At 71.0% G+C, this 25,532-nt stretch carries 20 protein-coding genes; 11 read left to right on the top strand and 9 right to left on the bottom strand.

Annotation, left to right across the window (positions count from 1 at the left end; translation table 11 throughout):
* From csx17 to IT293_12000, 6 genes are all read left to right on the top strand, one after another.
* The coding region (gene csx17 / locus IT293_12025; protein MCC6765379.1) for a type I-U CRISPR-associated protein Csx17 at positions 1-1,334 on the top strand (1,334 nt) is incomplete at its 5' end.
* Positions 1,327-2,448 (top strand): CRISPR-associated protein, encoded by a 1,122-nt coding sequence (locus IT293_12020; GenBank protein ID MCC6765378.1) that lies wholly within the window; start codon positions 1,327-1,329, stop codon positions 2,446-2,448. The genes csx17 and IT293_12020, both read left to right, overlap by 8 nt.
* Positions 2,445-4,241 carry a type I-U CRISPR-associated protein Cas5/Cas6 gene (gene cas5u6u / locus IT293_12015; GenBank protein ID MCC6765377.1) on the top strand — a complete coding sequence of 599 codons (1,797 nt, stop codon included), beginning with the start codon at positions 2,445-2,447 and terminating at the stop codon, positions 4,239-4,241. Before IT293_12020 ends, cas5u6u begins: the two co-directional genes overlap by 4 nt.
* Positions 4,242-4,539: 298 nt before the next feature.
* Positions 4,540-4,746, top strand: a complete 207-nt coding sequence (locus IT293_12010; protein MCC6765376.1) for a hypothetical protein — start codon at positions 4,540-4,542, stop codon at positions 4,744-4,746.
* Between the two features lie 206 nt (positions 4,747-4,952).
* On the top strand, positions 4,953-6,551 hold the full coding sequence (locus IT293_12005) for a hypothetical protein (protein ID MCC6765375.1): 1,599 nt from the start codon (positions 4,953-4,955) through the stop codon (positions 6,549-6,551).
* A complete protein-coding gene (locus IT293_12000) occupies positions 6,548-7,777 on the top strand; it encodes a hypothetical protein (GenBank protein ID MCC6765374.1) in 1,230 nt (409 codons plus the stop codon). Before IT293_12005 ends, IT293_12000 begins: the two co-directional genes overlap by 4 nt.
* Positions 7,778-7,784: 7 nt before the next feature.
* Here the strand turns inward: IT293_12000 and IT293_11995 are convergent, their stop codons facing one another.
* The 4 genes from IT293_11995 to IT293_11980 form a co-directional block, all read right to left on the bottom strand.
* Positions 7,785-8,231, bottom strand: a complete 447-nt coding sequence (locus tag IT293_11995) for a type II toxin-antitoxin system VapC family toxin (GenBank protein ID MCC6765373.1) — start codon at positions 8,229-8,231, stop codon at positions 7,785-7,787.
* The gene (locus IT293_11990) at positions 8,228-8,449 is read right to left on the bottom strand and encodes a hypothetical protein (protein MCC6765372.1); all 222 of its coding nucleotides are present in this window, start codon (positions 8,447-8,449) and stop codon (positions 8,228-8,230) included. The genes IT293_11995 and IT293_11990 overlap by 4 nt, the downstream gene beginning before the upstream one ends.
* A gap of 124 nt (positions 8,450-8,573) precedes the next feature.
* Positions 8,574-12,413 (bottom strand): DEAD/DEAH box helicase, encoded by a 3,840-nt coding sequence (locus IT293_11985; protein MCC6765371.1) that lies wholly within the window; start codon positions 12,411-12,413, stop codon positions 8,574-8,576.
* A 165-nt stretch (positions 12,414-12,578) separates the two neighbouring features.
* Complete coding sequence (locus tag IT293_11980) at positions 12,579-14,207, bottom strand: amidohydrolase family protein (protein MCC6765370.1); 1,629 nt, start codon at positions 14,205-14,207, stop codon at positions 12,579-12,581.
* Positions 14,208-14,330: 123 nt separating this feature from the next.
* Here IT293_11980 and IT293_11975 point away from each other — a divergent pair, with 123 nt between their 5' ends.
* Positions 14,331-15,596: a DSD1 family PLP-dependent enzyme gene (locus tag IT293_11975; GenBank protein ID MCC6765369.1), complete on the top strand. Its 1,266-nt coding sequence runs from the start codon at positions 14,331-14,333 to the stop codon at positions 15,594-15,596.
* Positions 15,597-15,638: 42 nt separating this feature from the next.
* Here the strand turns inward: IT293_11975 and IT293_11970 are convergent, their stop codons facing one another.
* Together IT293_11970 and IT293_11965 are read right to left on the bottom strand one after the other, a co-directional pair.
* A complete protein-coding gene (locus IT293_11970; protein MCC6765368.1) occupies positions 15,639-16,274 on the bottom strand; it encodes an isoprenylcysteine carboxylmethyltransferase family protein in 636 nt (211 codons plus the stop codon).
* Between the two features lie 458 nt (positions 16,275-16,732).
* On the bottom strand, positions 16,733-16,960 hold the full coding sequence (locus tag IT293_11965) for a hypothetical protein (protein MCC6765367.1): 228 nt from the start codon (positions 16,958-16,960) through the stop codon (positions 16,733-16,735).
* Between the two features lie 72 nt (positions 16,961-17,032).
* Between IT293_11965 and IT293_11960 the strand changes: the two genes are divergently transcribed.
* Both IT293_11960 and IT293_11955 read left to right on the top strand, forming a co-directional pair.
* Positions 17,033-17,872 carry a hypothetical protein gene (locus IT293_11960; GenBank protein MCC6765366.1) on the top strand — a complete coding sequence of 280 codons (840 nt, stop codon included), beginning with the start codon at positions 17,033-17,035 and terminating at the stop codon, positions 17,870-17,872.
* A gap of 11 nt (positions 17,873-17,883) precedes the next feature.
* Positions 17,884-18,588, top strand: a complete 705-nt coding sequence (locus IT293_11955; GenBank protein ID MCC6765365.1) for a PaaI family thioesterase — start codon at positions 17,884-17,886, stop codon at positions 18,586-18,588.
* On the opposite strand, the gene IT293_11950 is transcribed toward IT293_11955, so the two are convergent.
* Entirely contained in the window at positions 18,585-19,757 is a 1,173-nt protein-coding gene (locus tag IT293_11950; GenBank protein MCC6765364.1) for a hypothetical protein, read from the bottom strand. The two genes, IT293_11955 and IT293_11950, sit on opposite strands and share 4 nt — an antisense overlap.
* A gap of 129 nt (positions 19,758-19,886) precedes the next feature.
* Here IT293_11950 and IT293_11945 point away from each other — a divergent pair, with 129 nt between their 5' ends.
* Positions 19,887-20,795 carry a class I SAM-dependent methyltransferase gene (locus tag IT293_11945; protein MCC6765363.1) on the top strand — a complete coding sequence of 303 codons (909 nt, stop codon included), beginning with the start codon at positions 19,887-19,889 and terminating at the stop codon, positions 20,793-20,795.
* Positions 20,796-20,857: 62 nt separating this feature from the next.
* On the opposite strand, the gene IT293_11940 is transcribed toward IT293_11945, so the two are convergent.
* Both IT293_11940 and IT293_11935 read right to left on the bottom strand, forming a co-directional pair.
* The gene (locus IT293_11940) at positions 20,858-22,243 is read right to left on the bottom strand and encodes an AMP-binding protein (GenBank protein ID MCC6765362.1); all 1,386 of its coding nucleotides are present in this window, start codon (positions 22,241-22,243) and stop codon (positions 20,858-20,860) included.
* Positions 22,240-23,490 (bottom strand): FAD-dependent oxidoreductase, encoded by a 1,251-nt coding sequence (locus IT293_11935; protein MCC6765361.1) that lies wholly within the window; start codon positions 23,488-23,490, stop codon positions 22,240-22,242. Before IT293_11935 ends, IT293_11940 begins: the two co-directional genes overlap by 4 nt.
* A 170-nt stretch (positions 23,491-23,660) precedes the next feature.
* Here IT293_11935 and IT293_11930 point away from each other — a divergent pair, with 170 nt between their 5' ends.
* Positions 23,661-25,451 carry an FAD-dependent oxidoreductase gene (locus IT293_11930; GenBank protein MCC6765360.1) on the top strand — a complete coding sequence of 597 codons (1,791 nt, stop codon included), beginning with the start codon at positions 23,661-23,663 and terminating at the stop codon, positions 25,449-25,451.
* Positions 25,452-25,532 lie beyond the last annotated feature (81 nt).

Here is a 25,532-nt window from a genome sequence, read left to right as displayed (position 1 = left end):
GGAGCCGACCGATGTCGCTCGCCGAGGCAAGCTCGCTGTTCTCGCGTGGGCGCGCTGAGTTGCGTGGACGTGGAGCCCTCACGCCCGCCGCCTTCGCCACGGCTATCCGAAGAAGAGGAGTGGACGGCGGGGTCAGCGAGTTTCGCCGCTTCACGCTCGGCCGCACGACCAGTTCGAACACCTTCGAACCTCGACTGGAGGCACGATTCTCCCTCGCTAGGGGAACGGACGTCGGCGCAGCGGCTTCGTCGACGCTCGAGCGCATCACCGCGCTGGTCGAGCAGCGGGGCTTTCCGCGGGATGGCAAGCGCTTCGTGGGGCTTCGCGGCCCGATCGAGGTTGCACTGCTCGACGTCGCTGCCGAGCCGACGAACCCGGAAGCAGGCATCGTGCTGCTCGACGCGACCGTCAGCGCGCTGGACCGTATCGACCGGAACCGCGGCTTCCGCGAGGGCAAGGTTCGCTGGGAGCCGCTGGCGCTCGAGTGGCTGGCGACACTGTTTGCCGATGAACTGCCTGGGGTCGAGGCACGGCTCGCCTTGGCGCTCGTGTCTGCGTTTCCCGAGACGTTGCCGTTCGCGGCTTTCCGCTTTGGTGTGGAGTGGACTCGTGAACAGAACGGCAAATGCGAGTATGACTGGGCAACTCGGCCGAGATGGTTCGAACATTCCAAGATCGCTCCAGCGCGTTGGGTTTGGGGGCCGGGAGAGCTCGCGCGTGTTCTCGGGGCAGCTCTGTCGCGTCGGCTCCTTGAAGAGGCAAAGCTCGACGCCACCCACACCAGGCGCCCCCGAGGCCGTGCGCCCCTTCCAGCGACGACGTCGCAGGTTCGCCAGTGGCTCGACGGAGATCTCGACGAGGAACTCTTCGCGGCTTGGCTCGCGCGGCTCGCGCTCTTCGACTGGAGGAGCGTCCCGCAGGACGTCCGCGCCATCGTTCCCCGCGATGACGCCAGCGTGCCCAGGGTCGATGGTGAGCTGGCGCTCCTGGGGCTCCTGCAGCCGCTCGTCGATCAGCGGCCCTTGGTCATCCGCGACCTCTCCGACGACGACCTCCTCGCTGAGAAGACGGGCGCACGCACGACGGAAGCTGCGCGCTCTCTCGTCACGTTGACCCGCGCGGGCAACTTCGACGCCGCTCTCCGGCTCGCGAGCAGCCGCTACTCGATGGCTCATGCGCGGCTCGCCAAGTTCGATGTGACGTTCGCTGCGGACTCGCCTGACCGGCTCGTCGCGGCCCTTCTGTTCACCTTGTCTGGCCGCGATCGGGCGGTCTTGTTCGAACGCTGGCTTCGTCCTCGACGCCGGCCACAAGGAGGAGAAGCACATGTCTGACGCAGAGAAGAAGAGTCCCCCGAAGAAGCTCACTCCCACCGACGTGTTGACGGGGGAGTCGCCGCTCGTCCTGACCGCGACGCTCGAGCCGATCGCTGGCGATCGGTTCCAGCCCGCCGGCTTCCCCGAGATCGGCCACGTCATCTACAAGGCCCCGCGCAAGGACGGCAGTACCGAGAACGTCTGCATCGTCGACAGTGCGGCGAGCATGGCCAACCACCTCGAGACGGTCTGCCAGCGCGGCGCCCACGATCTCGACCTCGTCGATGCGCTCAGCGGGATGCCCTACATCCGCTGCGTTACGGGTGCTCTCGAAAACGACAGGCTCCCGAGCGACAAGCGCGAGACCATCGTCACGAGCCTCACCGAGGGTCACCGCATCGCTTCGTCCTACTTTCTGGATGGCGCTGCGCTGAAGCCCGATGGCTCGAAGGGGAACGGCAAGTTCGAGGCCGACCTCGTCGCCAAGTTCGGCATCGTCTTGCCCGGAAGCTCCAAGGCGCACCCGCCGCCGGAGAGGTGGTGGGACGTGTTCAAGGGCATCTTCGAGATCGATCCGAACTCGCTCGTTCACGGCGTTCTCTTCCCCCAATGGCAGATCAAAATCCCCCGCGCCCTGACGGCGCACCTCGAGGCTTTCGGCGCTGGGCGCGTCGATCGCTCTGGCGTGAAGTTCGACCGGCTCGGCAAGACGACCTCTGGTCAGCCCATCTTCGCGGTCGATGACGCGACCGCTGAGTCGATCCGCGCCACGTTCGTCATCGACGTCAGCCTCATCCGGTCCTTTGGACGCAAGAAGGGCGAGACGACGCTCGGCCTCTCCGAGAAGCAGCAGGAGTTCCTCGTCGCGCTCGCCCTGTGGAAGGTCCAGCAGCTCCTCGCGTCGCCCTTCCGCTTCCGATCCGGCTGCAACCTCCGGCGCACGGCCCTCAAGAGCTACGAGCAGGACGTGGAGATCGAGGTTGACATCGCCAACGCGATCAAGACCGCAGGACTCGACAAGCTTCCCGTCACCGACGTGTTCTGGCCGCGTGACGAGCTGTACCGAGAAGGTCAGGAAGCGGTGGCCAGCGGCGGCGAGAACGACGATGGCGGGGAAGAGACCGGGGGATGAAAGTCGTCCTCCGACAAGAGTTCCCGCTCGGCCGTTTCCACGCCACGCCGTGGCGCGTGAACCCGTACGACGATCCGCACGGGGAGTGGCCGCCGAGCCCTTGGCGCTTGGTGCGCGCGGTGACCGCACGCTGGTACCAGTGGGCGCGCGAAGCTTCGCCTGAAGTCGACGTTTCGCAACTCGAAAGGCTGCAGGCCGCGTTGTGCAGGAGCACCTACGCGTTCCACCTGCCCCCCGGCGCACGGAAGGGAAGCCCGCTCAGGCAGTACCACCCGACCGAGTTCGCGATGGACCCGCCGAACTGGCGGGACGTGGGTGTCTTTGCGAGAACTTCCAAGGTTCCCAAGAAGGGCAAGAAGGGACAGCAAGGCGAGAAGGAAGTCACCGAGGACGAGAAGAAGATCGAGAAGCAGGTCAAAGAGCTGAAGATCAAGAAGCTGTCGCTGGACATCGCCGACAGCGGGCGATGGACGATCGAGGTCAAGGCGCTCAAGCAAGCAGCCCGTGACGGCGCGAGCATCGAGCGCCTCGAAAAGATCCTTGGCAGGCCGACCGAGGACTGGCGACGCATTGCTGATGCAGGACGGCGCAGCTACGGCACGAGCCTCGTCCAGGACAACTACTGGTGCGTCCCTCCCGAGTCGCCCGTGTGGTGGTTCATCGAAGGTGACGACTGGACTGACGACCTCCGCGCGCTGTTCGCGCGGTGCCTCGAACGCATGACCTATTGCGGGCGCGCCGAGACGTTCACACGTATTCGCGTCGTGGGGTCGGCCGAGGACATCCCGACGACCCCCAACTGCACGCTCGTCCACGAGCGCACGGCAGGCGCCGCGCCCGTGCTGTCGCCGCTGTCGAACGCCACGCGCGACGACATCGAGCGCACGACCGACAATCCCGAAGCTGTGAAGCGAACCGTTCCGCCCGGCGCACAACGGCTCTACGCTGTGCTGCCGCCGCGCCCAGTGTCCCGTGAGCACAGACGGGTACCTGCGCATCAGTCCGACTGCCACCTGATGCAGTTCGCAATTGGGTGGAACGTCGCGCCGGACCCGCGCGCGATCGTGCGACTCACGTCGCGGTTCCGAGGCGCCGTCCTTCGCGAGCTTCTGCGGCTCAAGACGGGTGACGCATCGGCGACCTGGACGCGTGTCGGCAAGAACATCCGCGCGGCGGTCGCCGACATGGCCGGCAAGGATGCGAACGACGAGCCACTGAATGGGCATTGTCATACGGAGTTCCTCGCGTGGTGCGAGGGCCGCCAGCCGACGCGTCTCCTCGTCTGGAGGGCATCGCGCGCGTTCGATGCCGATGAGCAGGAGGCGATTCTGCTTGCTGCGGCACGCGATGTGTCATGGGCCGCCGCGGGTGTGGGCTCCGAGGAATGGAAGGTGCGCCTTGTTCCACTCGATCGAGAGGTGCCGGCGCCGCCAGGATTCGACGGGAAGTCATCGATCATCTGGGAGTCGGTCACCCCGTACGTCCCGCCTCGTCATCACCTTCGCGGCGGCAAGGAGCGTGAAGGGGAAGCGATCAGCGATCAGATCCGTCGCGAGCTTCTGCTGCGTGGGGTTGATCGAGACGTCGACGTTGATCTCGTGGGCCCTCCCGAGTGGGTGTCGGTGCATGTTCCTCGACGGGCGGCGAACAAGCGCGCGTTCATCGGCGATCGGCGAGGGCAGATGATCCGGCTGCGGTTTGCCTCGCCCGTCGTAGGTCCCATCCGCTTGGGGCATTCAAGCAGCTTTGGTTTGGGGCTCTTCCGGCCCGTCCACGAACCGGATCAGCCGTGACAACCCTCGCCGCCCTCCAGTCGCTCGCCGCCCCGACCGCCGTCGCGGAGGGCGTGCCGCTCGTCACGGCCGATGACGAGATTCGCGCGAGTCTGCTGGTCCAGACGGTGAGGTAGGCCGTCGCTTTTCTCCGTGACGCATGCGCTCACGCGGAAGAGTGACGGCGAGAAATGGCGAAATTCGCTGTAGCGTGCAAAGGTGGAGGTATGAAGTCCTTCAACGTCACCATGCCAGAGGAGCTCCTCGCCTACGTGAAGGTCCGATCGAAGGAGGGGGGTTCGGGACGCCAACAGAGTTCATGCGGCACCTCATCCGGAAGGACCTGGACGAGCGGGCCGAGCGCGAACTCGAGAAGCGGCTCCTCGAGGGGCTGAAGAGCCCACGGAGTCGCGTGCCAACGAACACATTTTTCAAGCGCATGCATGCGCTGATCGACAAAGTCGCCGAGGAGAAGCGGAAGGAGAGGCAGAATGGCAAGGCGACTCGTTCGGCGGCGCGCGGCTGAAGAAGACGTCGCAGAGCAGCTCGCCTACATCGCTGCGGACCGACCAGCGGTCGCTCACCGTTACGCGATCGCCCTCGAAGGTGCCTTCGGCCGCATCCTACAGGTGCCAGAAGTCGGCTTCATGCGCTCGTATGGGGCGCGAGGCTTGCGCGCCGTGCGGGTCTGGCCCGTGCTCGCTAGGTAACAGCACGCAGCTACCCGATACGATGACGCGAAAACGAAAAGCGGCTGCGGCGCTTCCGCACCCGGACGTCGACGCCGCGCTCGCGGCGATGGGGGCGGAGGAGCTGCGTGAAGTGGCCCGCACGATGCTGCTCGAGCTCGACGACCGGGCGTACGGCCGGGTGACGACGGCGCTCGTCGCGCGCGCCGCCCGCGGCGGTTCCGGGTGGGTTCCTGCGGCGCCAAGCGCGGCGGCCGTCGCCGAGGTGGCCGCGTTCGCTGCCGCGGCGAAGTGTGCCGGGTACGCCGATCCCTCGGACGTCGACGAGCGCTTGCGCCGCGGGACCGCGGCCTTTCTGCGCACGGACTACGCGGCGGCGCGCTGGATGTTCGGCGCGCTCCTTCCGCCGATCGCCGCCGCCGAGATCGACCTCGGGCAGCACGAGCTGATCGACGAGGTGCTCGCCGTCGATGCGAGCGAGTGCGCTGTCCAGTACGTCGTGGCCGTGTACATCACCTCGGACCCGGCCCGGCGCGGCGAGGCGGTGCGTGCGGCGATCGACGAGGTGCGCGGCATCGGGAACTTCTTCGAGCCGATTCGGGCGATGGAGGATGCCGCGCTCGCGCCCTTGCCCGATCTCGACGCGTTCCTCGGCCAGTGGTGCGCCATCGTGGCGCAGGAGGCGGCGGGTGAACGCCGCGGGGGCTGGGACGCTGAGGCGGATCGGTGGCTCCGTGAGGTCGTCGAGCGCATGGAAGGGTCCGATGGGCTCGGAAGGATCGCGCGTGAGACGAAGCGCGCGGAGGATCTCCGCGCGTGGTGCCGGAGCGTGGTCGAGGCCGGAGACTGGCAGCGCGCGCTCTCGGCGTTCACGGAAGCCGCCGAGGTCGTCTCCGCCAAAGCGGGCGCGCGCGGTGAATTTCTCGACGGGGCTGCCCTCGCCGCGCAGCAGCTCGCCGCGGAGGACCTGTCGCCGTGGCTCGAGCGCGCGTGGCGCGAGGCGCCGAGCTTCGCGCGGCTGCGGCGCTGGCTAGGGGCGGCACGCGACGCAGCGACGCTGCGAGAGCGCGCGGTCGCGGCTCTCGGCGCTTGTCCGCAGTGGGCGCATCGCCAACGCGCCGTCTTGCACGTGCTCCAGGGCGATCTCGAGGCGGCGGCGAAGCTGCTCGTGGCGGCGCCGGGGCTCGGGTGGTCGGGCGACGAGCATCCCGGGCGCGTCCTCTTTCCGTTGTTCCAGAAGCTGCTGGGCACGAACGGGACGTCGTCGCCGGACCTCACGCTTCCCGATGGCGCGCTGGAGGTCGAGGAGAGGGCGATCTTCGACGTGGAGCGCGACGAACCGCACCTCGCGACCCCGGACCTCGCGGCCGTTTTCCGGCACGCCGGCGTCGAGCCCGTCGCCGCAGCCAAGCTCCGGAAGGTCGTGCTCGCCGCCATGCGGCAGGCGGCCGAAAAGCGGATCGCCGGCGTCACCGAGGAGAAGCGCCGCCGCCATTATGGCCACGCGGCGTCCCTCGTTGCGGCATGTGTGGCGGCCGATCGATCGCAGGAGTCTGCCCGCTGGGCCGCGACGATCCGCGCGGAATACCGACGCTTCCCGGCGCTCCGCGCCGAGCTCGACCGCGGCGTGAGCGTCCGATGAGCCCGAAGCGCAGCGCGCGAGCCGCGGGTTCCCACACCTGGGCGTTCGCGCCGCGCTTCCGCCGGCACGCGTTCGGCTGGAAGTCGGAGCCCGCGATCCAGCGCATCAAGGAGGCGGTGCGCGAGATCAAGACGGTGGCGCGCCGCGATCCGGTGCTGGCAGCCGAGGGCGCGATCCGCTTTCTCGAACGTCTATCGCCGGCGCTCGAGCACGTGGACAGCTCCTCGGGCGCGATCGGTACGGCTGTGAACCGCGCCATCGCCGAGCTGGTGCCGATCGTTGCCGCGGCGCCGGCCGATGCGACGACGCGCGACGCGTGGCTCGAACGGCTCTTCGACGCCCACGCCGCAGACGAGGTGCCGTACATCGAGCAGCTCGCCGAGCACTGGGGCGAGCTCTGCGGCTCGAAAGAGGTCGCCTCGGCATGGGCCGACCGGCTGCTCGGCGTCACCCGGATGGCGCTCAGCGCCGACAAGAACCTGCGTGGCCACTTCCACGGGACGAGCGCATGCCTGACCGCCCTCTACCGCGCCGAGCGCTACGACGAGATCGTGGACGTCCTCGCGGCCGAGACGTTCTGGCACTACAAGCGCTGGGCGGTGAAGGCGCTCGCCGCCTTGGGAAAGAAGGCCGAAGCGATCCGGCTCGCGGAGTCTTCACGCGGCCCGTGGACGAGCGACGCCGACGTCGATGCGCTCTGCGAGGAGATGCTGCTCTCCTCGGGCCTCGTCGAGGAGGCGTACGCCCGCTACGGCCTCCGGATGAAGCGCGGCGGAACGTATCTCGCCGCCTTCCGCACGGTCGCCGGGAAGTATCCGCACAAGCGCCCCGAGGAAGTCCTCGCCGATCTCGTGGCGGCGACTCCCGGGGAAGAGGGGAAGTGGTTCGCGACGGCCAAGGACCTCGGCCTGTACGACGTTGCCCTCGAGCTCGTGCGCACGTCCCCCTGCGATCCGAAGACCCTCGCGCGCGCGGCCCGCGAGCACGCCGTCACGCAGCCGTCCTTCGCGGTAGAAGCCGGCTACGCCGCCCTCCAATGGCTGGCGAAAGGCTTCGGCTACGAGATCACCGGCGCCGACGTCTGGCTGGCCTACTCGTCCGCGCTGCAAGCCGCCGAAACGTTGGGTCGCGCACCGGAAACCAAAGAGCGGATCCGAGCGCTCGCGAACGAACGCCCGAGCTTCGTCACCGAGATCCTCGGTCGCGAGCTCGGGCTTCTCCGTTGACTCTGGGTCACCCCGCCAGGTCGCGAGCCAGCTCGTCGAGGGAGCGAGCGGCATGCGGCACGTAGTGGCGGATCAACGCGAAGTCGCGACCGTTCTCCGTCACCACGAGGGCGCCGATCCGCCGGGCCCCCGACACGATCAGAAGATCGTTCTGGAGGTCCTTCGCCCGCTGCGACGGATACTCATCCCAGATCCGGCTCTGAACGGTACCCGAAAGCGCCCAGTCTTCCCGCGTCGGTGCGATCACCCGTCCGGTGCGTTCCAAGGTTCGTGTCGCCCGGGAGACGCGCGCCCGACCCGTCTCGCCGTGGGCACCCCGCAGCAACTCGAAGTGCACGACGCTGCTCAGATAGGTCGCGGGAAGGAGTCGGCGCAGCAGCGGGGTGAGCCGTTCGAGGAGCCTCCGTTCAGTGAGCAGCGCGACGTAGACGTTCGTGTCGAAGAGATACTTCACCGGGTCGCACGTCGTTCGCGTCGCATCTCGCGCACGACGGCGCTGCGGAATACTCCGGAACCACGAGCCGCCACGAGATCCGCCAGGAGTTCTTCGCCCAGCACGACCGACTCCAATGCTCGATGGATCGTGTCCGTCTCGGTGGACGTTCCCAGGCTGCGTTGAGCACGCCGCAGCAACGCCTCGTTCAGGTTGTGGCTCTTCCGCTTGGTGGCCATGGTATGCCCCTACCACTGTAATAGGCATACGACAATCTGGGCGCGTCCTGGGAAACCTCTGCGCGGATCGGCCCCGGCTGGGCGGTCGATGGCACCGCTTCGAAGATCGGAAGCCGCACCGGACTCACGTTTCCGTGAGTAGATATCCGAGGTCCTCGCGGCTTAGGCTGCGCGCGAAGCCGTCCTCGCCGAGCACGTCGCGCGCGAGCGCGGCCTTGCGCTGCTGGAGCTCGAAGATCTTCTCCTCGATCGTGCCGGCGGTGAGGAGGCGGAAGGCGATCACGGTGCGGTCCTGACCGATGCGGTGCGTGCGGTCGATCGCCTGCGCTTCGACCGCGGGATTCCACCAGGGATCGAAGAGCACGACGTGGCTCGCGCTCGTGAGGTTGAGACCGAGGCCGCCGGCCTTCAGCGAGATGAGGAACACGCAGGCGCGCGGATCGTCGGTGAACGCCTGGACGACGTGCTCGCGCTTGGTCGTCTGACCGATGAGGAGATGCGTCGGGACGTCCCGGCGTTGGAGGTCGGTTCGGAGGAGCTTCAGGCATTGGACGAACTGCGAGAAGAGGAGAACTTTGTGGCCTTCCTCCAGCAGGGGCTCGAGCAGCTCCGCGAGCGCCTCGAACTTCCCCGAACCGAGCGTGCTCTTGCCCCCAGCGAGCGCCGGATGGCAGCACACCTGGCGGAGGCGTGTCAGTGCCGCGAGGATGGCGATCTTGTTCCGGCGGAGCCCGTCGGGCGCGTCGCTCAGCCGTTCGACCAGGCGCCGGCTGCGCGCGAGCTCGGCGAGATAGAGCTGGCGCTGGCCGCGAGTCATCTCGCAGTCGCGGCGCTCTTCGATGCGCTCGGGGAGATCGTCGGCGACGTCCCGCTTCATCCGGCGCAGCAGAACGGGGCGGAGCTTGGCGGCCAGGAGAGCGCGGGCGTGGGCGGGTGCGTCGAGACGGTCGTAGCGGCGGCTGAACTCCGCCCGGGTGCCGAGATACCCGGGATTCGCGAACTGCACGATGCTCCAGAGGTCGAGCGCGCGGTTCTCGAGCGGCGTGCCGGTGAGAGCGAGGCGATGCCGTGCCTCGAGAGCGCAGGCCGCCCGGCTCGCGATCGCGTCGGGATTCTTGATGGTCTGAGCTTCGTCGAGGACGAGCGCGCGGAGCGCGACGGCGCGCCAGGCCTCGAGATCGCGCCGCAAGAGGGCATAGGTCGTGAGCGCGAGATCACAGTCCGGCAGCTCGCGGCGGAGCGCGTGGCGGCTCGCGCCGCTCCCGAGCACGAGGACGCGGAGGCCCGGCACGAAACGCGCCGCCTCGCGCGCCCAGTTGTGCAGCACGGACGCCGGGCAGACGACGAGACTCGGGCCGGCATCGGGCGCCGCCGCCCGGAGATGCTCGAGCCACGCGAGGGCCTGCACGGTCTTGCCGAGCCCCATGTCGTCGGCGAGCACGGCGCCGAGTCCGAGCGACGACGTGTACGCCAGAAACTCGAGCCCCCGTTGCTGGTAGGGCCGAAGGCTCGCCTTCACGCGGCGTGACAGTCGTACCTTCGGGAGGCCGGTGAAGGCCGCGATGCGCCGGCGCAGCTCCGCGATCGTTTCCAGGGTCGCGGCGTCGGCGCCCATGTGCTCGAGCGCCGCGAGCGTCTCGGGCCGTGCCCCCGCGAGCTGCCAGAGGGAGAGGCGCTGCGGTTCGCTCGCGGGCTCGAGGCCGAGATCGGCGAGGACCACGGCCGCCTCGTCGTGTCCGGCGGCTTCGTCTCTGCGCACCCAGCCGCTTCGCAATCGGACGAAGGGCGTCGTCGCCGCGCGGAGCGCGGCGAGGTCGGCGTCGTCGAGCGCGAGGCCCTCTGCCTGCCACTCGGCGGAGACCGCGAGCCAGTCGATGCCGCTCGTTGCGATCCTGAGGCGCGGGACGACGCGTCCGCTCCGAAGGAGGAGGCGGCGTACCCGCTCCGTACCGAAGTACTGCACGCTCGTCGGGTGCTGCTCCCAGGCGTCGGCGAGGATCACTACCGCGCGCTTGCTCACCTGCATCCACCAGCCCGTTGCCCGATCCGCGTGGAGGGGCTCGTGCCCGCCCGGACCGCGGCGCGTGCCCGTCGTCACGGGCAGGCGGGCCAGCCACTCGAGGGCCGGTGCGACCGTGGCCGGATCGGGGAGCTCGAGCCACGGGTCGATGAGGGCTTCGGTGTCGTCGAACGCGGCTGACGCTGCCGGAGCGCTCGCGGCGGGGCTGCTCGTCGGGACGGTGGATGCCTGCGGAACGTCCGCATCGGGAGTGACCGCCGCGTCGGTTTCGATGCGCGGGGTCGACGCCGTGTCGGAGCCGTCCGCGAGCATCGGTTCGGTGCCGGTCGGACCCGAGGAGGCGGCCGCCGTCATCCATCCGTGCTCCGGTACGTACTCGAAGCGTACGCGCGCCTCTTCGGGGTCGTCCGGACGGCAGGGTTCCGTGCCCCCATGCGCGAACAGCCTGACCTGGAGCCAGTCGTCGTCGCGAAGGTCGAGCGTCACCGTGGGGACGACGACGTGGCGTCGCGTACGAGGCGCGAGCGCGGCGGACAGATCGGGGAAGCGCGCCGCGAGTCGCGTCAGGACGGCGGCGCGGCCGTGACGGGGGAGGAGGACGCCGCCGCCGCGCTCGAATTGATCGAGGACGTCGGCGGGCGCATCTTCGGCGACGAGCGACAGCATACCGTCGGTGAGGACCAGCACGGGCTCGTGCGCGCCGTAGGCCGGCCGCCCAGCGAGACGGAGCGCGTCCGCGAGGTCGCGCGAGCGCCCATCGGGCCACGTCACGGAGAGGCGGAGCCATGCGTCGTCGTCCTGTGCCCGGCACGTCAGCACGATCCGGGCCGGATCCGCTGCGAGACGGAGCGGCATGCCGGGCGTGACACCGGCTCTCGCCGCGAGCTCGAGCGGCAGCGTTTCGCCCCAGGTGACGAGTGGAGCTTCGCCTCCGGACGCGTGCAACGCGAGCGAGTGGAGGGCGGTGCCGGTCAGCGGGAGCGCGGTGCCGGGAGAGTACACGCCGGTGCCTTGCTGCGTGACGAGGAGCTCGAGCAGGGTGAGTGCCACCGGCGGAAGCGAGGCGCTCCCCCGTAGCACGTCGCTGCGCAGCTGCTGCAGCTGCTGGAACGAACGCGGGACGTCCGCGAGCCGCGCCGTCGTGAGCCGAGCCTCGGCCGTCACGCGCGTGACGCCGAACGCGTCGCGCGTGAGCCCGAGGAGCACCCGCAGCCGTCGCTCGCCGGTCGAACGGCGGCCGTCCGCCCATCGCAGCAGGCGTCCGATCCGTGCCTCCCGCTCGCGTTCGGCAAGGGCGTCGGCGAGGTCCGGACGCGACCGGTACTCCTCGAGCGCCGGCGGCAGCCAGCCGTCCGCGAGCTCGGTGACGAGCGTCGCGACGCGCCAGCAACGCAGCTCCGGCTCCGGCTCCCCGAGCGCGTCGTGCATGACGGGCAGGTACGCGAGGTCGCGGCGCGGCGCGCTCCGCAGGAGGGTGATGAGCGCTTGATGGCGGTCCCAGGTTTCGATCGCCGACCGCAGGATGTCGACCGCACGCGAACCCGGGTCCGCCGCGCGACGGCGCGCGGCAGTGGACGGGACGGCGAACGGCTCGCGGGGCACGGACGTCGCGGGAAGCCCGGCGACGCGGAAGTCCGCAAGAGAAGATGCGGCCCTCGCGACGGCGCTCCGCGCGTGGGCTTGCAGCACGACGGTGGCGACGGCGTAGCAGTGCTTGCATTCCCAACCGACGGGACAGGAGCATGTCGCCTCCCAGACTCCGTCGGACCAGTCCCAGCGCACTTCGTAGACGTCCGTCCCGCGGACCTGCGCGCGAATGGTCGATTCCTCGACCTGCAACGCGAGGACCCGCGCCGCCGTCGCGTACTGCTGGCCGCGGACGCGACTGCTCCGCGAAAAGTGCGTGAGCTCGTCGCGAAGACTCGGGAGCCAGGTGTCGCTCACGCCTCCCCCACGTTCCCGCGCCACGCCGTCATGCTGCGCCGACCGTGCCCAACCTTCTCCCGGCGCGCAAGGAGCAGAACGTGAACAGGACGGCATTCCGTGTGCGCCGCCGCGCGCGAGGTTGGACAGTCCGGCCGGTGTCGCGGATCGCGCGCCGCTCGCTCCTCAGCCGCGCACGACCCGTCCCGCGCGCGCGGCCGCGTCGTACCGCCCGTCCTCGATCACGGCGCGCCCGTTGATGAAGACCCGCTCGATGCCGAGCGGGAAACGCGCCGGTTCCTCGAACGTCGCCGTGTCCCGGAGGGTCGCCGCGTCGAGGACGACGAGATCGGCCGCGTATGCGGGGCGAACCCAGCCGCGGTCCTTCCAGCCGAGGCGCTCGGCGGCGGCGCCCGTCATCTTCCGCACCGCCTCCTCGAGCGAAAAGAGTCCCTCCTTCACGTAGGTGCTGAGTGCGCGCGGGAAGGTGCCGTAGCTCGCAGGGTTCTGGTGTCCCTCGCGCGTGACGAAGGTGTCGGTCTCGATCAGGCACAGCGGGTGGGCGAGCACGGCGCGAAGCGCTTCCTCCTCGCCGCGGTCGCCGCTGTAGGTGTGGATGAGGACGCGGGCCTGGCGGCTGCTCTCGAGGACGAGGCGGCAGTAGAAGTCGAAGGGCTCCATGCCGGCGCGCGCCGCCGCCTCGGTCACGCGGAGACCGTCGTACTGGTTCAGCGCGGGCGCGTTGGCGCGCATGATCTGGATGTCGGGGAGTCCGAAGCCGAGTGCTTCGAACGCGAACATGGCGAAGCTTCGCAGGCTCGCGAGCTCGTCGGGGTCGGCGAGAACCTGCTCGAGGCGCGGCACGACGTGCGCGGGGAAGATGACGCTCGCGGTCGTGTTGCCGGCCGTGTACGGAAACGCGTCGAAGGCGACGTCGAGGCCGCGGGCGCGCGCCTCGTCGATGCGCGCCAGCGCTTTGGGGTAGCTCGGCCAGGTCTGCCGGCCGACGAAGATGAGGTGGCTCACCTGGACGCGCGCGCCGCTCCGCTCGCCGATGCGGAGGATCTCGTCGAGCGCGGCGAGGTTGTGCGGCTCGGTCGTCGGGTCGGTCGCGAGGGCGCCGCTCATCCAGCTGTAGGCCTTGAGGTGCGAGGTGAAGAGCTTGTCCTCGCGGGCGGCCCAGGCGGCGAAATGGACGAGCTCGTCCTCGTGCGCGAAGATGCCGGGCGGATAGCCGAGGCCGGTCGACACGCCGACGCACCCGACGTCGAGCGCGTCGCGGACGAAGCGTTCCATCGCCCGGAGCTCGTCGCGGGTCGGCGGCGCGGGATTGAGCGCGCCGGTCACGGCGGCGCGCACGGTGCCATGGCCGACGAGCTCGGCGCAGTTCAGCGAGACGCCGCCCCGCTCGAGGCCGTCGAGGAACTCGCCCATCGACTGCCAGCGCAAGGCGATCGCCTCGTCGGCGATGAGGCGGCTCGCGTCGAGCGCGGCGCCGCGGTTGTGCTCGGTGATGGGCGCCGGGCTGAAGCCGCAGTTGCCGCCGACGAGCGTCGTCATGCCCTGGCGTACGAACGGCTCGACGAGCGTGCCGTGGTCGGCCCCGGGTACGAGCCAGTCGGAGTGCGAGTGGATGTCGATGAAGCCGGGGGTGACGGTCTTGCCGGTGCAGTCGATGGTGCGGGCGGCGGCGAGATCGGCGAGGTCGCCGACCGCGGTGATGCGGTCGCGGTGGATCGCCACGTCGGCGCGCCGCGCCGGGGCGCCGCTGCCGTCGATGACGGCGCCGCCGCTGAGCTTGAGATCGCAGTCCATGGGGCCTCCTTCGCGAGCCAGCGGTCTCTAGCCCGGATCGTCGGCGCGTTCGAGGGACGCCGCGCCGGGCGCACGTCAGGGTCCTCGACCCGCCGGAGGTTTGACGCTAATCGACGCCGCGGCATGAAGATCGGCGTGATCCTCCTCGTCGGCATCGTGGTCGCCGCGGCGGCTGCGCTTGCGCTCCGTCCGCGCGCCGACGGCGGCGGTTACGATCCGTACTTCCGCGCGCTGAACGACCTGCTGAAGCGCGAGGGGCCGGCGCGTCCGGTGCTGCTCCTCGACCTCGACCGCCTCGACCGGAACATCGACGTGCTCCGCGCGTCGATCCGTCCCCCCAAGTCCTTCCGGGTCGTCGACAAATCGCTGCCGTCGATCCCGCTCCTGCGCCACGTTTTCGAGCGCGCGGGGACGCGGCGCGTGATGTCGTTCCACCAGCCCTTCCTGAGCCAGGTCGCCGCGCAGCTCGGCGACAGCCAGATCCTGCTCGGGAAGCCGATGCCAGTACGATCGGCGGAGCGGTTCTACGCCGACCTGCGCGGCGGCTTCGACCCGAGCCGCCAGCTGCAATGGCTGATCGACACGCCGGAGCGGCTCGAGGAGTACCGCGCGCTCGCCGACTCGCTGCGGCAGAAGATGCTGATCAGCATCGAGATCGACGTCGGCCTGCACCGCGGCGGCGTCCAGGACACGGCGACCCTCGACCGCATGTTGTCGGTGATCGCCGCGCACCCCGACCGCCTCGAGCTCGCGGGGTTCATGGGCTACGACCCGCACGTCGCGAAGGTGCCCGTATGGGCGCGCTCGCGGGCGTCCCTGCTCGCCGAGGTGCGTGACGCCTACCGTGGTTACGTCGACTTCACGAAGGCGCGCTACCCGCAGCTCTGGACCGATCGCATGACGCTGAACGGCGCCGGCAGCCCGACCTACCGGCTCTACGAGGACGACACGCTCTTGAACGACCTGTCGGTCGGCTCGGCGCTCGTGAAGCCGACCGATTTCGACATCGACACGCTCGCACCGCACGTGCCGGCCCTCTTCATCGCGACGCCGGTTCTGAAGGCGGGCGCGGCGGCGCGCCTGCCGGGGCTCGACTGGCTCTCGCGTCTGCTCGATCGATGGAACCCGAACCTCGCCCGCACCTTCTTCATCTACGGCGGGTACTGGATGGCGCGCCCGGTCGCCCCGGCCGGGCTCCACACGAACCCGATCTTCGGGCGGAGCTCGAACCAGGAGATGCTGAACGGGTCGGCGCGCGTCGAGCTCGGCGTCGACGACTACGTCTTCCTGCGGCCGGCGCAGAGCGAGGCCGTCATGCTGCAGTTCGGCGGCATCCTCGTGGTGCGCGGCGGCGCCATCGTCGATCACTGGCCGGTGTTCGCGCAGTAGCGCGGCCGCGCGACGCGGCGGAGAAGCGACGTCTCGGGCTCTTCAGTAGACGCCCGGCACGAGGCACCAGCGGCCGCGACGGTACTCGCCGTACGCGTCGCCGAGATGGCGGAGCAACGTGCGCTCCTCGAGGCGGATACGGAGGAGCGCGAGCGGCAGCCAGAGCACGAGGCTCACGCCGGCGGCCGTCGGGCTCTCGATCATCATCGCGGTCCCGAGCGCGACGAGGAGGAGACCCGCGTAGTTCGGATGGCGGAGCCACCGGTAGGGACCGCTCACGACGAGCTCGTGATCGGCGAGCACCGAGAGCCCGACCGTGAACTGGCGGCCGAGCGCCCGTGCCGCGCTCCGCCGCAGCCATACGCCGAGGAGGAGGACGGCGAAGCCCGCGACGCCGACGAAGCCGGGGTGTCGCCAGGTGTCGTCGGGTCCCCGGTTGTCCCACGCGCCGACGGTCAGGATCGCGAGGAAGGCGAGCTGCATCGCCATGCCCCAGGGCTCGGGCCGGAACGCGCTCTCGGGAACCTTCCCTGCCGCCGTGGCGTCGGTGCGTTCCACCCGACCGCGGCGGCCGAGGTCGAAGAACGACAGACCCGAGGCGAGAGCGAGCGTGAGCACGGTGGGGCCGTTCCAGTGGCCGGCGATGCCGACGAGAGCGGCCGCCAGGATGCCGCGCACCCAGGCGCTCAGCGGGGGGCCTCCATGTCGCGTGACGTATCGAGCAATCGACCAGGCCACAAGCACACTCCGGGCGACGCCCGGCGAGCCCTTCCGAGCTTCGGCATCGGGGTCACGCTACCGGGAATTCCTTCATGAACTCCGAGAGTTCGACGGCGTCGGGCGCGGCCGACGCATGGCAACGGGCAGCGCACCCACGCCAGGGGTTGCAGGGATGCGTGACGCCAACTCCGCGAGATGGTGAAGGAGGACGTTGACCACGCGGCGGCCGGTTCATAGGTTGACGACGCGTCCGTCTCGCCGCCGATGCTGTTCGCGTTCCGCAGGAGTCGTTTCGTCGCGTCGTTGCTCGGAGCCGTGCTCGGCCTCCCCGGCGGGGCCGCGCATGGCGCGCTCGATCCCGCCGCCGCGAAGGCGGTGAACGCCTGCCACAAGGCCGCGACCACCGCCGTCGCGAGCTACGGTGCGGCGACGTTCAAGAGCTTCAAGGCCTGCGTCGACGCCGTCTTCACGTGCGTCCAGGTGAAGCCCTTCGACTTTGGCTGCCAGGAGAAGGCGCGGACGAAGTGCGGGAAGGAGGTCGCGAAGCGGGCCGCGTTCGACGCGAAGCTCCGCGCCGCCATCGAGAAGAAGTGCGGCGAGCCTGCCGTGCCGTTCGCGACGCTCCGCTCGGCGGACGGCGCCAACCTGGCCCTCCTCGACGCCGACTGCACGCGGCTCTTCCTGGGGCCGGTCATCGACCTCGCGGGCTTCGCGGAATGCGCGCGGCGGAACGCGCGGTGCCGGATCGAGGAGGCGGTCGGGATCGCGATGCCGCGCACCGAGGACCTCCTCGCGACGGCCGGGGTCACTCTCGGGAGCGACTTCTGTCCGCGGCCGACGCCGACCCTCACACCGACGCGGACGAGAACGCCGACACGGACGCGGACGCCGACGCCGACCCGGACGGCGACGCCGCAACCAGGCGATCCGACGCCGACGCCGACCGCGACGATGAGCCCGACTCCAACACCCACGACCACCGAGGCCACGCCGACGGCGACCGACAGCGCGACGCCGACGGCCACCGCTGCGCCGGCCGACACGCCGAGCGCCACGGCGACGCCGACCGCGTCTGCGACGCCGACGCCGACCCCGTCCGCGACGCCGACGCCGACCGCCACCGGGACATCGACGCCGACCGCGACCGCCACGCCGAGCGCGACGCGCACCGCGACGCTCATTCCGACGCCCACGGCGACACCGACCGCCACTCTCACCCCGGCGCCGAGCCCGACCGCGACCCCGACGGCGAGTCCCACCGCGACAGTGACGGCGACGTTCACGCCGAGCCCCCCGCCGACGCCGACCGCGACGCCGACCGCGACGCCGACCGCGACGCCGACGGTGACCGCGACGCCGACGGTGAGCCCTACGGCGACGACGACACTCACGCCCACCTCGAGTCCCACCCCGACCCCGACGGGCAGCTCGACGGAGACCCCGACCGAGACGCCGACCCTGGCCTCGACTCCGACGCCCGAGTGAGGGCGCCGCCGGCGACGTTCGTGCGAGCGCCAGCGACTTCCACCGTGGAATTTCCGTCACATCGGGACTAGTTCATCCCGTCATGGTTGACGAGGAACGGCGCACGCGCGAACGCATCTTTTCTTTCTGGACGGCGGCGGGTTCTGAGGTGACCGGCGCGTGGGCCGAACGCCGCAGGCTCGCCAGGGCGATGCGCGAGGTGATCGACCGGCTCACCACGAGCGACGCGCCCGAAGAGGAGCTGCGCGCGGCGGCCGATGGGCTCGAACGCTACGCGGCGCGGCTCGCGACCCATCCGCGCCGGAACCTGCCGCTCGGCTTCGGCGAGAGCGCCAATGCCGGCGACGTCGCCGCGTTCTTCGACTACAGCCCGCTGATCGGCCTCTCGAACCCGCTGGCGCCCCCGATCGTCCTCGAGGTCGAGGGCAAGGTCGTCCACGGACACGTGCGCTTCGGCGCCGCGTATGAGGGACCGCCCGGCCACGTGCACGGCGGATTCGTCGCCGCGGCTTTCGACGAGGTCCTCGGCTTCGTGCAGTCGACGACGGGCCAGCCGGGCATGACCGGCACCCTCACGATCCGCTACCGTAAGCCGACGCCGCTCGACACCGACCTCAGGTTCGAGGCGACCGTCCAGCGGGTCGAGGGCCGCAAGATCTTCGCCGAGGGCCGCCTCTACAACGGCGACGTCCTCACCGCCGAAGCCGAGGGCCTCTTCATCTCGGTCGACCTCGTGAAGATGCAGATGCTCGCCGAGGCGAAAAAGAACCGCGCAGAGCTTCCTTAGCCGCGGAAGTTCTCGATCGCGATGCCCGCGTCGAGGTGCTCCCGCAGGATGGCCTCGAACGGGCGCTGATCGATCACCTCGAACTGGCTCGCCTCGAGCGGGAAGCGCGCGCCGTCCTCGGTGTACGGCGTCACCGCCGACGAGCCCGCGGAGAGCACGCCCACGAGCGCCGCGACGCGCCGTTGGACGCCGTGTGGCTCACGCGTGGTGAGGACGAGCTTCGAGTCCGGCAGCGCCAGGGACAGCAGCGCCACGAGGCGGACGAAATCGTCGTCGTCGATGCCGCGCTCGGTGGTGCTCCGGTCGGCTGCGCGGCCCGCGACACGCCGCAGGCGCGGCGTCGAGAGGTACACCTCCATGCCGGCGTCGAGGAGGTGCCGGACGTGCAGCGTCGCGGCGATCATCTCGAACGCGACGTCGGGAGAGAGCCCGAGCAGCACGCCGGGATTGGCGAGGCGGAACCCGGCGCGGCGGGCGCGGTCGAAGTTGGTGAGCCGGCGGTCGTAGTCGCTGCGCGGATTCTCCGGATCGCGTCCCATGAACTTGTGGTACGTCCGGCGGTCGTACGTCTCCTGGAACGTGCACATCGTGAGCTTCGGGGCGAGCGTGCCGTCGGCGCAGCGCTCGATGCCGTCGAGGAGCACGGGGAACTCGTCGTCGTCGACCGAGCCGATGTTCACGAGCACGTGGTTGAAGCCGAGGCGTTCGGCTGCGCGCACCGCCGCGTTCACGTAGCGCATTGCCCACGAGCGCCGTTCCGCGCCGTATTCGCCGGTGAGGAGCGCGACCGCCTGCATGCCGCGCTCGAGCAGTGTCCCGAGCTGCGCTTCGACGACGTCGAGCTCGGCGGTCTCGCGCCGGAGCGCGTCGTTGTCGCGGCGCATACCGCACATGCGGCAGGCCGCGTCGCACGTGTTGGTCATGTAGAGCGGCGAGAAGGTTTCGAGCTGCTTCACGCGCGCGCCCCGCGCCCGGCGAGCGAGGTCGGCAAGGACGTCGGTGTCGACCGCGCGCGCGCACCAGAGGACGGCGATGTCCTCGATGTCGAGCCGCGCGCCCGCGGCGGCGCGGGACAGGGCGGCGTCGACCGCGTCGCGTCCGAGGGCCAGGGCGCCCGCCCGTTCGAGCACCAGGCGGACGGCGTCCTCGTCGAGGCGGAAGTCGTCCATCGGCAGGGTGTTAACGTGCGGTCCCGGGGGCGTCAATCCGAATGCGGGAGCGCCGCGCGTTCGGCGGCGCGTCCTTCGCCGATGTCGATTGACAGCCCCCGGGCGCGCTCGTAGAACGCGCGTCGGCGCATGCAACAGGATCGGAATGCGGCGCGCCTGGCCGGGGACGCCGAGCGCGACCCGGTCGCCGTCGACTGGAGCATCGTGTCGCTCCCCGACGCGTGGCCTGACGAGCTCGATCTGCGACGTCCGGCGCATCTGGTCGCGTACGTGCGGGGATGGCTCGGCGCGCGCCGCAAGGTCGTCGTGCCGGCCGACCTCCCGGGCGGCGATCGACTGCCGGCGTACCTCCGCCAGGAGTTCCACCACCTGCCGAACGGCGTGTACTCGAAGCGACACGCGGACTCGTACGCGCGCTGGTTCGACCGCCTGATGCTCGGGGACACCGTGCGGGCGCGCGCCCGGCTCGCCGCGGAGCTCGCCGGGTGCCGGGCGACGCTCGACGTCGGCTGCGGCAGCGGCGGGCTCGCCGCGGCGATGCGCGCCGCCGGCGTGCCCGAGGTGTGGGGACTCGATCCGTCGCCGTACCTCCTGCAGCTCGCGGCGCGCGCCCATCGGGGGATCCGCTTCGTGCAGGGTCTCGCCGAGCGGACGGGGTTTCCCGCGCAACGTTTCGAAGGCATCGGCGCCTGCTTCCTCTTCCACGAGCTGCCGCCGCGCGCCGCCGACGCCGCGCTCGTCGAGCTCCACCGGATCCTCGTGCCGGGTGGGCGGCTCGTGATCGCGGAGCCGTCGCCGACGCAGTTCCGCGTGCGCGCGTGGCGCGCGCTCGCGCGTCGCGAGGGCCGGCGCGGCCTCTACTTCGCGGCGATGGCGAAGTGGATGTACGAGCCGTTCGTCGCAGGATGGCACGGGCGCGCCGTCGCCTCCTGGCTCGCCGCGCACGGCTTCCGCGTCCTCGGCGACGAGCGGGGCGTGCCGATCCGCTTCGTCAGCGCCGTCCGCGACGAGGCGCGGTCGTCCGTCGATCACGGATGAATCGCGTGTCGCAGCCGGGAGCCAACCGCGCGGAGCTTCCCTGCGCCCCGCCGCTCCCGGCGTCATCCCTCGGGGCGTCGCAGGATCTTCCCGCCCGGTGTCTTCGGGATCGCCGCCACGACGGTGTAGGTGACCGGCATCTTCCAGGGCGAGAGGCGCGCGGCGCAGTGGCGCGCGAGCGCGTCGCGATCGAAGCGCGTGCCCGGCCGGAGCACGATCTCGGCATGCGGCAGCTCGCCGAGCGCGCGGTGCGGGCGCGCGACCACGCGCGACTCGGCGACCGTTGGATGCGCGGCGAGGACGGCCTCGACCTCCTCGGGAAAGAGCTTCAAGCCGGCGACGACGATCGTCGACTTGCGACGTCCGCGCAGCGTGAGCGCGGCCGCCGCGTCGACGGTGCCGACGTCGCCTGTCATGAACCAGCCGTCGCGCAGCACCTCGGCGCGCGGCCGCCAGGGCGCGTAGTAGGCGTCGAAGAGCCCGGGGCCGCGGACGCCGACCTCGTCGTCGGCGAACGTGGCGACCTCGTAGCCGGGGACGGGGCGGCCGACCGACGCCGCCGGTAGGTCGCGGTCGGCGCCCTGGCGCGTGTTGATGCAGGCGAGCCCGGCCTCGATGATGCCGTACGCCTGCCCGAGCGGGACGCGGTAGGCGGCATCGAAGCGCCGCGCGACGTCGGGTGCCAGCGGGGCGGCGGTCGAGAGCGCGAGGCGGAGCGCCGGGAGCCGCGGCGGCGCCGCGAGCGCGGCGAGGCGCGCGAGGAGCACCGGCGAGGCGTAGAGCACGGTCGCTTCGTGCGCGGCGAGCGCCGCCGCCATCGTGGCGGGTGTCGACTCCGGCGCGAGCAGCACGTGCGCGCCGGCGCGGACGTACGACGGGATCGTGACCGCGAAGTGATAGGCGAGGGGCAGGGTCCAGAGGATGCGGTCGTGGGGGGCGAGGCGCAGCACCGCGTCGGCCGCGGCGATGCGCGCGAGCGTCGCGGCGTGCGAGAGGACGACGCCCTTGGCGTCGGCCGTGGTGCCGGAGCTGAAGCGGACGAACGCCGGATCGAGTGCGGCGAACCCTTCGGGCGGCCGGCGCGCGCGGTCGAGCCACGCGAAGCTCCAGTCGCCGCCGTCGTCGGGGACGGCCACGACGCCGTTCACGTCGATGGTGCGGAAGATCTCGTCCCGTTCCGCATCACGTACGTTGGCGGCGATCGGCACGAGGCAGCCGCCGGCCGCGAGGATGCCGAAGGCGACGGCCACGTACGCGAGCGAGCTCGTCCCGAGGAGCGCGATCCGGTGCGGGGCGGCGACGCCCGCGGACCGGAGCGCCGCGGCGGCCGTGTCCGCGCGCGCCGCGAGCTCGGCGTAGTCGAGCGTGCGGCCGGCGGCGACCTCGGTGATCGCGGGGCGCGCGCCGTGGCGTACGGCGCTCGCGTGCAGGAGGTCGCCGAGGCTCACGCGCCGCCGCTCGTCGTCGTGCCGGATGCGGGCGCGGCGGCGCCGGCGAGGCGCGCCGCCGCCGCGCCCGCCGCGGCGCCGGTCGCGAGACAGGTGCCGATCACGCGGGCCGAGGCGAGGGCCTCCGACGTGCCGCTGAGGCAGCGTCCGGCGGCGAGGATGTTCCCGAGGTCGACGGCGCGGAGGCAGTCGAGCGGGATCTCGTACCAGTCGCCGTCGGCCAGGTGCTCGAAGCGCGCGCCCGTCGCGCCCTCGCGCCAGAGCTCGATCGGCCACGCCGCCCGCGCGATCGCGTCGGGAAAGCGGCGGCCGCCGAGCACGTCCTCGCGGGTGAGCCGGCGGCGCCCGACGATGCGCCGGCTCTCACGCACGCCGACCTGCGGCGCCACCTGCGAGACGAACGCCGCCGCGAACGCCGGCGACTCGGCGCGGAGCGCGGCGACGAGCGCGCGCATCCGCCGCCGTCCGGCGCGCTCGGCGGCGGTCAGGAAGTCGCCGCGCGGCCCGGCGTCGACCGCGTGGAGCGCGAGCTTCACGGCGACCTCGCCCGGACGTCCGGTCGGTCGCCAGGCGACGTCGCTCGCGCCGGCGGATAGCGTTCCCGCCGCTTCGGCGGCGGCGAGGCGGCGGAGCAGCGCCAGGCTCTCCGGTCCGCGCAGCGCCTCGGCGTCGACGCCTTGGAGCGCGAACACGAGCGAGCAGAGCTGGCGCTCGGCCGGCGGCGGCGCGTCGGTCGGCGCGCCGGCGGCGAGCGCGGCGATCGCGTCTCCGCTCGCGTCGACGAGGGCGCCGCAGGCGACCGCGCGCGTCCCGTCGGCGTCCGCGAAGCGCACTGCCGCGACCGCCGCCCCGTCGCGCTCGACGCCCGCGACGTACGCGTGCAGCCGCACGTCAAGCATCGGCTCGGCGTCCGTGAGATCGTCGGCGAGGGCAGCGAGCTCGTGGGGGAGGTAGGGGACGACGATCGTCCGGCCGCGCCGCAGCGGCGGCGCGCTGCCCGGCAGGCGCTCGATCGCGTCCGCGATCTCGCCGGCGAGCCCCGCGTTCAACCGCTCGGAGCGGCCGTCGGCGTGCGCCAAGTAGAGGCCGCACACCGTCCCGACCATGCCGGCGGTCGCCATGCCGCCGAGGAAGCCGTAGCGCTCGAGCAGCAACGTCCGGGCGCCCGCGCGCGCGGCCGCGACGGCCGCCGCGACGCCGGCCGTGCCCCCGCCCACCACGACCACGTCGTACCGCCGTTCGGACACGGCCCTCTGGCTATCCCGCATCTCGCACCAGATCCACGTCGCTCACGGCGGAGGCCAGGTGAGAGATGCGGGCGAGCACGACGCGCGGCGGCGCACCGGACGTGTGCGGCGGCGCTGGCAAGCACGTCGCGACCGCTGTATATCCGCTGCCCGATACGCGTTTCCCATCCGTGTCCCCCACGAACGTCCACAACCCCGAGTACTTCCACAAGGTCGTCGACTGTCAGTGGGCGTGTCCCGCGCACACGAACGTGCCGGAGTACATTCGACTCATCGCCCAGGGCCGCTACGCCGACGCCTACATGCTGAACCGGGAGTCGAACGTGTTCCCGGGGATCCTCGGACGCACATGCGATCGTCCGTGCGAGCCGGCGTGCCGGCGCGGGCGCGTCGAGGAGAAGCCGGTCGCGATCTGCCGGCTCAAGCGCGTCGCCGCCGACCTCCGCGAGGACGTGAGCGACCGCTTGCCGAAGGCGCCGGCCGCGAAGAACGGCAAGCGCGTCGCGCTCGTCGGGGCGGGCCCGGCGTCGCTCGTGGTCGCGAACGACCTCGTGCCGCTCGGGTACGCGGTCACGGTCTTCGAGGCGTTGCCGGCGCCGGGCGGCCTCATGCGCTCGAACATCCCGTCGTTCCGGCTCCCCGAGCAGGTCTTGAACGAGGAGATCGACATGATCCTCGGGATGGGCGTCGACGTCCGCTACGCGACCCGCATCGAGAGCATGCGCGTGCTCCTCGCCGAGGGCTACGACGCCGTGTTCGTCGGCACCGGGGCGCCGCGCGGCAAGGACCTCGACGTCCCGGGGCGGAAGGACGCGGCCGCGAACGTCCACATCGGCATCGACTGGCTGCAGTCGATCGCGTTCGGCCACGTGGACTCCATCGGCAAGCGCGTGCTCATCATCGGCGTCGGCAACACCGCGATGGATTGCTGCCGGAGCGCGGCGCGTCTCGGCGGCACGTCGATCAAGGTCATGGCGCGGAAGCCGCGGAAGTACTTCAAGGCGTCGCCCTGGGAGCTCGAGGACGCCGAGGAGGAGCGGGTCGAGATCGTCGTCGATCACGAGCCGAAGGCGTTCGTCGTCGAGAACGGCAAGCTCCTCGGCATGGAGTTCCAGCGCTACGAGTCGTCCGAGGGAGCGAGCGGCCGACTCGTCCAGAAGCCGCTCGACGTCGTGTTCGTCCCGGCGGACGACGTGATCCTGGCGCTCGGGCAGGAGAACGCGTTTCCGTGGATCGAGCGCGACCTCGGGATCGACGCCGACGAGTGGGGCCAGCCGGTCGTCGACCCGGTGACCTTCCAGTCGACGCGTTCGGGCGTCTTCTTCGGCGGCGACGCCGCGTTCGGTCCGAAGAACATCATCTGGGCCGCCGAGCACGGGCACCAGGCGGCGATCTCGATCGACAACCACTGCCAGGGCGTTCCGGTGGACGAGCGCCTGCCGCGCGGCATGAACCTCGTGAGCACCAAGATGGGGCTCCACGAGTGGGCCTACAAGAACGACTACAATCCAGGGAAGCGCGAGAAGATGACGCACGTCGACCTGGTGCGGCGCTTCGAGAAGCTCGACGTCGAGGTCGAGGTCGGGTTCAGCCCCGAGCAGGCGGCGCGCGAGGTCGAGCGCTGCCTGAACTGCGACGTCCAGACCGTCTTCGCCGACAAGCTCTGCATCGAATGCGACGCCTGCATCGACGTCTGCCCGGTGCTCTGCCTCACGATCACGCCCGACGGCGCGGAGACCGACCTCCGCGGCCGGCTCAGTGCTCCGGCGCTCGATCCGAAACAGGACCTGTTCGTCTCGGGCTCGCTGCCCCAGACTGGACGCGTGATGGTGAAGGACGAGGACCTCTGCGTGCACTGCGGCCTCTGCGCCGAGCGCTGCCCGACGGCGGCGTGGGACATGCAGAAGTTCGACCTCGTGATTCCCTACGCCGGAAAGCGCGCATGTTCCGCACGCCGGTAGAGGACGACGAGGCCCCGAATAGCGGGGACGGTCGCACGCGTGAGAGCGAGGCACCCGGATTGACTCCGGGTGCCGAGGGCC

Source organism: Deltaproteobacteria bacterium, assembly GCA_020848745.1.
GTDB lineage: Bacteria > Desulfobacterota > Binatia > UTPRO1 > UTPRO1 > UTPRO1.
The sequence above is the reverse complement of the archived record's forward strand: the minus strand, read 5'-3'. Positions and strand labels throughout refer to the sequence as shown.

Coding starts and splice junctions, on each gene's coding strand:
- IT293_12020 (MCC6765378.1), top strand. CDS start 1,327: ATGTCTGACGCAGAGAAGAAGAGTCCCCCGAAGAAGCTCACTCCCACC.
- IT293_11975 (MCC6765369.1), top strand. CDS start 14,331: ATGAAGATCGGCGTGATCCTCCTCGTCGGCATCGTGGTCGCCGCGGCG.
- cas5u6u (MCC6765377.1), top strand. CDS start 2,445: ATGAAAGTCGTCCTCCGACAAGAGTTCCCGCTCGGCCGTTTCCACGCC.
- IT293_11950 (MCC6765364.1), bottom strand. CDS start 19,757: ATGGACGACTTCCGCCTCGACGAGGACGCCGTCCGCCTGGTGCTCGAA.
- IT293_11980 (MCC6765370.1), bottom strand. CDS start 14,207: ATGGACTGCGATCTCAAGCTCAGCGGCGGCGCCGTCATCGACGGCAGC.
- IT293_11990 (MCC6765372.1), bottom strand. CDS start 8,449: ATGGCCACCAAGCGGAAGAGCCACAACCTGAACGAGGCGTTGCTGCGG.
- IT293_11960 (MCC6765366.1), top strand. CDS start 17,033: ATGCGCGCGGCGGAACGCGCGGTGCCGGATCGAGGAGGCGGTCGGGAT.
- IT293_11945 (MCC6765363.1), top strand. CDS start 19,887: ATGCAACAGGATCGGAATGCGGCGCGCCTGGCCGGGGACGCCGAGCGC.
- IT293_12010 (MCC6765376.1), top strand. CDS start 4,540: ATGCGGCACCTCATCCGGAAGGACCTGGACGAGCGGGCCGAGCGCGAA.
- IT293_12005 (MCC6765375.1), top strand. CDS start 4,953: ATGACGCGAAAACGAAAAGCGGCTGCGGCGCTTCCGCACCCGGACGTC.
- IT293_12000 (MCC6765374.1), top strand. CDS start 6,548: ATGAGCCCGAAGCGCAGCGCGCGAGCCGCGGGTTCCCACACCTGGGCG.
- IT293_11955 (MCC6765365.1), top strand. CDS start 17,884: ATGGTTGACGAGGAACGGCGCACGCGCGAACGCATCTTTTCTTTCTGG.